At 57.7% G+C, this 7,748-nt stretch carries 6 protein-coding genes and 1 pseudogene; all 7 read left to right on the top strand.

From position 1 onward, the window contains the following. Positions 1-103 precede the first annotated feature (103 nt). Positions 104-592: pseudogene (locus ACP7AL_RS25420) on the top strand (transposase); the annotation flags it as partial. A gap of 149 nt (positions 593-741) precedes the next feature. After that, on the top strand, positions 742-1,542 hold the full coding sequence (locus ACP7AL_RS25415) for an ABC transporter ATP-binding protein (RefSeq protein ID WP_425995439.1): 801 nt from the start codon (positions 742-744) through the stop codon (positions 1,540-1,542). Further along, a complete protein-coding gene (locus ACP7AL_RS25410; protein WP_425995437.1) occupies positions 1,529-3,454 on the top strand; it encodes an AMP-dependent synthetase/ligase in 1,926 nt (641 codons plus the stop codon). Before ACP7AL_RS25415 ends, ACP7AL_RS25410 begins: the two co-directional genes overlap by 14 nt. Before the next feature lie 3 nt (positions 3,455-3,457). Next, a complete protein-coding gene (locus tag ACP7AL_RS25405) occupies positions 3,458-4,345 on the top strand; it encodes a branched-chain amino acid ABC transporter permease (protein ID WP_425995435.1) in 888 nt (295 codons plus the stop codon). 4 nt (positions 4,346-4,349) lie between these two features. Then, complete coding sequence (locus tag ACP7AL_RS25400) at positions 4,350-5,423, top strand: branched-chain amino acid ABC transporter permease (RefSeq protein ID WP_425995433.1); 1,074 nt, start codon at positions 4,350-4,352, stop codon at positions 5,421-5,423. 17 nt (positions 5,424-5,440) lie between these two features. After that, positions 5,441-6,247, top strand: a complete 807-nt coding sequence (locus ACP7AL_RS25395; RefSeq protein ID WP_425995431.1) for an ABC transporter ATP-binding protein — start codon at positions 5,441-5,443, stop codon at positions 6,245-6,247. A gap of 88 nt (positions 6,248-6,335) precedes the next feature. Next, complete coding sequence (locus ACP7AL_RS25390; protein ID WP_425995429.1) at positions 6,336-7,583, top strand: ABC transporter substrate-binding protein; 1,248 nt, start codon at positions 6,336-6,338, stop codon at positions 7,581-7,583. The last annotated feature ends 165 nt before the right edge of the window (positions 7,584-7,748 follow it).

The following is a 7,748-nucleotide window of genomic DNA, read 5'->3' as shown; positions in this document are numbered from 1 at the left end:
TTGCCCATCAGGTCAAGCATTCCATCAACCCCGATCTTGAACAGCAAGCCAAGGCCGCGTAGCCTGTTCAAACAGCGACGCCTGCCGAGCGAATTTCAACACGGCTCGGGACATTCCCGCGTGGCGGCTCGGCCCCACTATGTGCGCTTCCGACGTCACGGCCACGCTGGACCAAGCTCTGGCCGCATCGGGCCTCGACAGCGCCACCGTTGTGCATCGACCGAGGCTGCTCAGCGACAATGGCGCGTCGTATGTTGCCGGCGATCTAGCCGACTGGCTCGAAGACAAGGGCATGCGTCATGTGCGGGGAGCACCTTATCATCCGCAGACCCAGGGCAAGATCGAGCGCTGGCACCAGACCCTGAAGAACCGCATTCTGCTGGAAAACTATTATCTACCCGGAGATCTCGACCGACAGATTGGGGCCTTCGTCGAGCACTACAATCATGTTCGTTATCATGAGAGCATCGAAAACGTCACACCTGCCGACGTTTACTTCGACCGAGCGCAGACGATCCTCGCAGAACGCAGACGCATTAAACTTGCCACCATCGCGAACCGACGCTTGCAGCACCGACTGCAGGCCGCTTAAACTCTAACCCTGATGAGCCAGAGCCTCTCTTCTCGAAATACCTGATCAGTCTCAAATTGCCTGACGACGGACAGCCCAAATGCCTAACAGGCTTTAGATTTGGAAACTGCAAGTGTTCTTAACAGATTGACCTTCAAACGGGATTCAAGTTGACCCTCAACAATCGCGGCGGCGACGCCCCAGTACTCGAATGCCGGTCTGTCGAGCGACGCTTTAGCGGCATTGTCGCGCTGAACGGAATCGATATGTGCATCGAGCGCGGCGAGATATTCGGCCTCGTCGGCCCCAACGGATGCGGCAAGACCACCCTCACCAACGCCATCACCGGATTCTATCCGCCGCAGCGCGGGCGCATTCTGCTAAACGGCCGCGACATCACGGGCCTGGCGCCTCACTATATCGCGACGTTGGGAGTTGCCCGCACCTTCCAGAACCTTGCGCTCTTCAATGGTATGAGCGTGCTCGACAACATCCTGCTGGGCCGTCACATTCACATGAGACCCAGTGTAGGGCGTACGGCGCTCTACTGGTGGCTTGCCCGCAGCGACGAGACGTTGAACCGTGCCGCGGTCGAAGACGTGATAGATTTTCTGCAGCTTGAAAGCGTGCGCGACGAACTGGTCGACGGGATTCCGATCGGCCTGAAGAAACGGGTCGAATTGGCGCGCGCGTTGGCGGCCGAACCGAGCTTCCTGATCCTCGACGAGCCGATGGCGGGGATGAACCAGGAAGAAAAGGAATACATGGCTCGCTTCATTCTGGATGCACGCGATGAACGCAATGTCACCGTGCTGCTGATCGAGCACCACATGGACGTCATCACCGGCATTTGCGATCGCATGTTGGCGTTGAACTATGGCGAAATGATCGGCAGCGGCGTGCCGGCCGACGTCGTCGCCGACCCACGGGTGGTCGAGGCTTACATCGGGGGCGCGCATGCCGCCCGCTGAATCGGCCTTGGCCTGGAATTTCGAAACCGATAGCACGCTGATCCGCGTTCTCGCGCGCAATGCCGAGGTCTTTCCCGACCGTGTCGCGATGCGCGAGAAAAGCAAAGGCATCTGGAAGCAGGCGACGTGGCGAGAACTGCTTGAGAGCGTGCTTTGCTGTGCTGCAGGTCTCGAAGGACTGGGTTTCAAAGCAGGCGAAGTCATGCTGGTGCTGGGCGACAACCGGCCCCGACTTTATGCCGGGATGCTGGCCGCCGGCGCGCTCGGCGGCTACGCAATGCCGGCGTTCCCGGATGCAACCCTCGATGAAATTCGCCACTTCGTTCACGAGGCGGGCGCGCGTTTCGCGTTGGCCGAAGACCAAGAGCAAGTCGATAAAATGCTCGATCTGCGCGATCAGGGCGCCACAATCGAACACATCGTCTACGACGATCCGCGTGGGCTGACCGCTTACGCCAATCCGGGCCTGATCTCGTGGGACTCGCTTCAGGCAAAGGGCGCGGAGCTAGTCATCCGCAACCCCAATCTCCGAAACGAGCTGATCGCCCGCGCGCAGCCCGAGGGCCCGGCCGTGTTCGTGCATTCTTCCGGGAGCACCGGCAAGCCCAAGGGGGTGGTGCTGTCGCATCGTAACCTGTTGGCCGGCGTTCGAAATGCCTATCGAGGCGGAGCGTTCCAGTTCGGCGAGAGCATTCTGGCCTATCTGCCGATGGCCTGGGTCGGCGACTTCGCGGTGACGATGGGCGCCGGAATCGCACTGCACTTCACGATCAATATTCCAGAGCGGCAGGAGACCGTGCTGCAAAACCTGCGCGAGATTGCGCCGACCTTCTATCTGGCCGCGCCGCGCAGCTGGGACAATCTATTGACCACCATCCAGGTGCGCATGGAAGACTCCTCGTGGCTGAAGAAGCTGGTCTACAAGTTTTTTATGGCGTTGGCCATTTCAGCCGAAAAGCGCAAGCTCGAAGGCAGTCACCCCACCCTCAACCAGCGGCTGTTGAACCCGCTTGGCGAATGGCTGGTCTATGGACCGATCAAGGACCAATTCGGCCTGACCCGGTTGCGCGGCGCCTTCACCGGCGGCGAAGCGATGGGCGAGGATACGTTCGTTTTTTACCGCGCGCTCGGCATCAAACTGCGCCAACTCTATGGGCAGACTGAAACCAGCGCCTACAATGCCATCCAGGGCCTCGACGAGGTAAGGTTGCACACCGTTGGCCGCCCCCTGCCGGGCGTCGATGTCCGGATAAGCGACGCCGGCGAGATTCTGATCCGCTCCGGCAGTGTGTTCAGCGGATACTTCAAGCAAGACGAGGCCACGCGCGAAAGCCTCGAAGACGGCTGGTTGCACACTGGAGATGCAGGTTACGTCGAAACTGACGGGCATCTCGTGGTGCTAGGGCGCCTGTCGGACGTCGTGCACACAGCGAAGGGCGAGCGCTATATTCCCAACTATATCGAGAACCGGCTCAAGTTCAGTCCGTACATCAAGGATGCCGCGGTGCTCGGAAGCGGCCGCGATACGCTGTCAGCCATCATCTGCATCGACAAGGAAGCTGTCGGCCTTTGGGCCGAACTGCGCGGCATTTCCTACATCTCCTATGCCGACCTGTCGCAGAAGCCGCAGGTCATCGTCCTGATCGCCGCCGCGGTGAAGCACGTTAACAGTGCACTACCAAACGGATTGCAGTTGCGGAAATTTGTCTGCCTGCACAAGGAATTCGATGCCGACGACGGCGAAATCACCAGAACCCGCAAAATCCGCCGCAACGTCGTGGAGGAGCGCTACAAACCGATCATCGACGCCATCTACGGTCATCAGAATGCGGTGCTGATGAAGGCAACGGTCAGCTACGAGTCAGGCGAAGTCGGCGTCATCGAACGCACGCTGTCGGTACAGGAGGCCTGACGCATGGACGCGATATCATTGTTGGAATCCGCTACCAACGGCTCGCTTATTGGCTTGATGTATTCACTGGTCGCGATGGGAATCGTCCTGATCTACAAATCGTCATCGGTGCCTAATCTTGCTCAGGGCTCGATGACGATGCTGGCCGCTTATGTCGTGCTTGCATTCGCCAACAACGCAGGCGCGCCGATCTGGGCCGCGATTGCGCTGGCGATCATCACAATGTTCATCATCGGGTTGGCCATCGAACGGGTGGCGCTGCGGCGCCTCGCCGGCCGCCCCATCATCATGATCCTGATGATGACGCTCGGGCTGGAGATTTTCCTGCGAGCCGGCTCGATGACCATTTGGGGCGGTACCACGCGACCCATGGATCTGGGCATCAGCGATGCCCCGCTTTTTCTTGGTCCATTATTGATCAACCGCGCTTACGCTTTTGGAGCGGTGGTCGCAATTGCGATGTTCGGTTTTTTCGTGATGTTCTTCCGGACCCGGATGGGTGTGGTTTTGCGTGCGATTTCCGATGATTATACGGCGGCCTGGTCGGTCGGCATTTCGGTCGAGCGCGGCGTCGCGCTGTCTTGGGCCATGTCGGCGGTGGTCGCGACGATTGCTGGTGTGCTCTGGAGTTCGGTACAGGGCGTCGATCAATCGCTCGCGCAACTGCTGCTCAAGGGCGTGACCGTAGCCGTTTTGGGCGGACTGGACAGTATAGGAGGCGCGTTGCTCGCCGGCGTCCTGCTCGGCGTCGTCGAGGGAATTGCATCCAGCGTTCTCGATCCCCTGGTGGGTGGCGCGAGTCGCGATCTTGTCGATGCGGCGATGCTGATCTTGACTATCTTGATTCGACCGCACGGACTTTTCGGTCGCCACGACATCGAGAGGGTCTAGGATCATGCTATTCCGTCAAGCCGGGATTTTTCATACGAATTATGGAGCCGACCGCGCATTATTTCCGATCCCTGCCGATCGATGGATGATTGGTATTCTGCTGTTGCTGGTGCTGGCCGCGCCGCTCTACATGAACACGCTTTATCTCAGCAGTTATTTGCTGCCTTGGCTTGTCTGGACTGCGGGCGCGCTCGGTCTCAATTTGATCCTTGGATGGGCGGGACAATTTCATTTGGGCTACGCAGCGGTGATGGGAATCGGTGCCTACGCCGCGGTTCATGCCACCAGAGCAGGCATACCGTGGGAGATTGCCATCATCCTCGCGGGAGTAACGGCAGCGGTTATCGGAAGTGTTTTCGCTTTCGCTGCTTTGCGCGTGAAGGGCCTATATCTGGCGCTCAGCACACTCGCCCTGCAGTTCGTGATGGACTGGACGATTTCGCACGTGCCCGCGATCAGCGGCGGTACACAAGCGACTTTGCAAGCCCCCGACATTCGGCTGCTGGGCTGGCCTGTTACCTCGGACGCGGGACTGTATTACGTCGCTTTGGTCTGGTGTGTTCTTGTCACGTCATTCATGCTCAACCTGCGGCGCACCGCGCTCGGCCGCGCTCTGGTCGCTGTTCGGGAGAAAGATTACGCAGCCGCGGTCATCGGAGTGAACAGCTTCTACTTCAAATTAGTGGCCTTCGCGACATCCTCGTTCATCGGGGGTGTCACCGGCGCCATTCTGATCGGTACATTTTACCATGCCGTAACCCCCGAGCAGTTTTCCGTCGACGTCTCAATTCAGGCGTTGGCGATGGTCATAGTGGGCGGGCTGGGCAGCATCATCGGCAGCTATTTCGGCGCTGCGTTCATTCTGCTGATGCCGGGCGTGGTGAACAGTTTCATCTCCTGGGCGGCGACCAAGTTCGGCGTCTCGTTAGGTATCGAAACTCTGGCTCATCTGCCCCAAGCTCTCTATGGCGCGCTTATTATCGGGTTTCTCCTGATCGAGCCGCTGGGGCTTGGGAAGATGTACAACAACATTCGGGAATATCTCCTGGTATGGCCTTTCGGCTACACGAAGAAATAGCGGGAAGCACGAACGCCATGAACGCACCGATTGCCTCTAAGATATTGTCCCTCAACAATATTGAGGTCGTCTACGACTACGTCTCACTTGCGATAAAGGGTGTCTCGATCGATGTGCCTGAGGGCGGAATGGTGGCTCTGCTCGGCGCCAATGGCGCGGGAAAGAGTACGACGCTGAAATCCATCAGCGGCTTGCTCATGGCCGAGCGGGGTGAGGTGCGGCGCGGCGAACTGCAGTTCCGCGGCCAAAGCATTGGCGGCCTGATGCCGCAGGACCGCGTCAAGCTGGGAATCGCCCACGTGCTCGAAGGACGCCGGGTGTTCGAACATCTCACACCCGACGAAAACCTCATCGCGGCTTCGGCGCTGCATAGTCGCCAGGACATGAACCGCAACAAGGAACGAGTTTACAGTTATTTTCCGCGTCTGCACGAGCGCCGGACCGTGGCGTCGGGTTATCTCTCCGGCGGCGAACAGCAAATGCTAGCAATCGGTCGAGCTTTGATGACCCAGCCGAAACTATTGATGCTCGACGAACCCAGCCTTGGATTGGCTCCTTTCCTCGTCGCCGAAATCTTTCAGATCCTCGGCCGTATCAACCGCGATGAAGGACTCTCGATATTGCTGGTCGAGCAGAACGCGATTGCCGCGCTCGAAATCGTCTCCCACGGCTATCTGATCGAAAGCGGCCGCATCGTGATGCACGACAGCGCAGCAGCGTTGAAGAAGAATCCCGACATTCAGGAATTCTACCTAGGAGGCGCGGAAAACAAGAATTTTCGCGACATCAAGCATTACCGACGGCGAAAACGATGGCTAACCTGACGGTCGCCAGGCACGTGTCATTCAATAAAAGCTGATTTGCTGATTTATGTTTTGCAATTCATTCAGTCCAACAAGGGAGGATACAAAAATGAAGTTACTATCCATATTGGCCGGACTGGCGTTGACGCTGCTCAACGCCATGCCGGCAGCCGCGGCCGACCCTGTGCGCTTCGGGTTATGCTATGATCTCAGCAAGGCCTACACGTTCGTCACACCGCAGATCGCCCAAGCTGCGCGCGACTATGCCGATCTTCTCAACTCAAAAGGCGGCCTTGAAGGCCATCCAATCGAAATAGTCGTGCAGGACCACGGCAACGAGCCGCAGCGCGGCATCGAATGCTATGAACGCCTAAAGCGCGAAGGCGTGATGGTGTTCGACACCTTGTCGACGCCGGTATCGCGCGCTGTCCTTCCGCGCATCATGAAGGATGGCAACATCCTGATCCAGTCGCTGGTCGGTCGTGGCGATGCGGTCGATGGCAACGTTTTCAAATGGGTATTCCCGATCGGACCGACCTATTGGGGCCAGGCCGCCAATGATATCGAATATATCAAACAGAAGTCCGGCGGAAATCTTAAGGGCGTAAAGGTCGCGTTCGTTTATGTTGATTATCCTTTCGGGCAAGAGCCGATTGGTATTCTGAAGACACTGGCACAGAAGGAGGGTTTCGAGTTGCAGCTAGTGCCTTATCCGCTGCCGGGTAACGATCAGGCGTCGGCTTGGACGCAGATCCGTCGTCTCAACCCGGATTGGATTGTGAGCTGGAGCCTGTCCAATATGCATGTGATCGCGTCGCGCGAAATGAAGCGCAATGGTATCCCGATCGAAAAATACATCGCCGTTAATTGGCTCAACGAAGTCGATATCAAAAATATCGGGCCCGATGCCGCCAAGGGATTAAAACGCGGCACCAACGTCGCCGGCGGTTCAAATCAGCCGTTGGTTCAGCAGATTATCAAGGAGCTTTACGACAAGGGCAAAGGCAACGGTGACCGTAAGTTTACCGAGGACGTCTATTACAACACTGGTCTTGCGATCTACTCGATCGCATTCGAAGGCGCCCGCCTTGCGATCAAGAATAGCGGTTGGCCGCTAACACCCGACAAAATTAAGGCTGGTCTTGAGAGTCTGAAAAATTATAATGCTAACGGCTTGATTGCACCTATTACAGTCACGGCGCAGGATCATGGCGGCGGCGGCAAGACACGTATTGAAATGTGGGATGGAGAGAAATGGATTGCACAAACCGATTGGATCGCTGGCTTTCAAGACGACGTTTGGAGCGTGGTAAAGGAACAGTCGGCGGACTTTGCCAAGTCTGAAACACAAAAATGAACTGCCTCTGGCCGGCAAAGTCGACTTACCGACGTTGTCGGCCAGGTTGGGAATGTCCCGAGCCGTGTTGAAATTCGCTCGGCAGGCGTCGCTGTTTGAACAGGCTACGCGGCCTTGGCTTGCTGTTCAAGATCGGGGTTGATGGAATGCTTGACCTGATGGGCA

Origin of the sequence: Afipia sp. DC4300-2b1, assembly GCF_049895725.1 — a bacterium.
GTDB classification, from domain to species: Bacteria; Pseudomonadota; Alphaproteobacteria; order Rhizobiales; family Xanthobacteraceae; genus Afipia; species Afipia broomeae.
This window is presented reverse-complemented; position numbering and strand designations above follow the sequence as displayed.

Bases quoted from the DNA above. Each gene is read 5' to 3' on its own strand.
- ACP7AL_RS25410 (WP_425995437.1), top strand. From the start codon at position 1,529: ATGCCGCCCGCTGAATCGGCCTTGGCCTGGAATTTCGAAACCGATAGC.
- ACP7AL_RS25405 (WP_425995435.1), top strand. From the start codon at position 3,458: ATGGACGCGATATCATTGTTGGAATCCGCTACCAACGGCTCGCTTATT.
- ACP7AL_RS25400 (WP_425995433.1), top strand. From the start codon at position 4,350: ATGCTATTCCGTCAAGCCGGGATTTTTCATACGAATTATGGAGCCGAC.
- ACP7AL_RS25395 (WP_425995431.1), top strand. From the start codon at position 5,441: ATGAACGCACCGATTGCCTCTAAGATATTGTCCCTCAACAATATTGAG.
- ACP7AL_RS25390 (WP_425995429.1), top strand. From the start codon at position 6,336: ATGAAGTTACTATCCATATTGGCCGGACTGGCGTTGACGCTGCTCAAC.